The organism is Lactobacillus sp. C449L (assembly GCF_059900815.1).
The window spans coordinates 1-638 of record NZ_JBWXGA010000044.1 but is presented as its reverse complement, the minus strand read 5'-3'; the positions used below and the strand labels follow the sequence as shown (position 1 = coordinate 638).

General features: G+C 39.5%; 1 protein-coding gene. It reads left to right on the top strand.

All coding sequences use genetic code 11. From position 1 onward, the window contains the following. The coding region (locus AC2JF9_RS08175) for a C40 family peptidase (protein ID WP_500726804.1) at nucleotides 1–638 on the top strand (638 nt) is incomplete at both ends.

Here is a 638-nt window from a genome sequence, read left to right as displayed (position 1 = left end):
CAAATGAATTAGATTTTTGGACACCTGTTCAAAGCTATAATTTTGGTTCCGGTTTTAATAATTATGTAAGAAATAACGGCAAACAATATACCTTTGATTTAGCGAGTAATTTCTCGAAAAATCAGGCAAACGGAAGAACTGTGAAGTACAGCAATCCGATAGCCGATTTTAACGGAAATTTCCGTTACTCATATGGAAATATGTATTATGTTTTGTTAGTGCAGCAATACCTTACACCGGGAGCCAATGGAGATATAGGGCATGCAGATGCTTCAGCTCTAGGTCCGGAAGCTTATCAAATGTTAATGAATGAAGTAATGAAATATAATGGTTGGCCTTATGCTTGGGGCGGAGGTAGCCCTTCTACTAGTTTTGATTGTAGTGGATTGATGCAATATGCGTTTCGTCAGCTCGGTTATGATCTGCCGAGGACGGCAGCTGAACAGCACTCTCATTCAATTCCTGTAGCTGATCCACAACCGGGCGATTTAATTTTCTTTAAAGGTACTAATCCCAGCCGTCCGGCAGGTTCAATCACTCATGTTGGTATTTATGTTGATGAACAAAGAATGTACGATGCTAACAATAGTGGGATTGGATATTCAAATTGGAGCCAAGGATACTGGAAACAACATTTT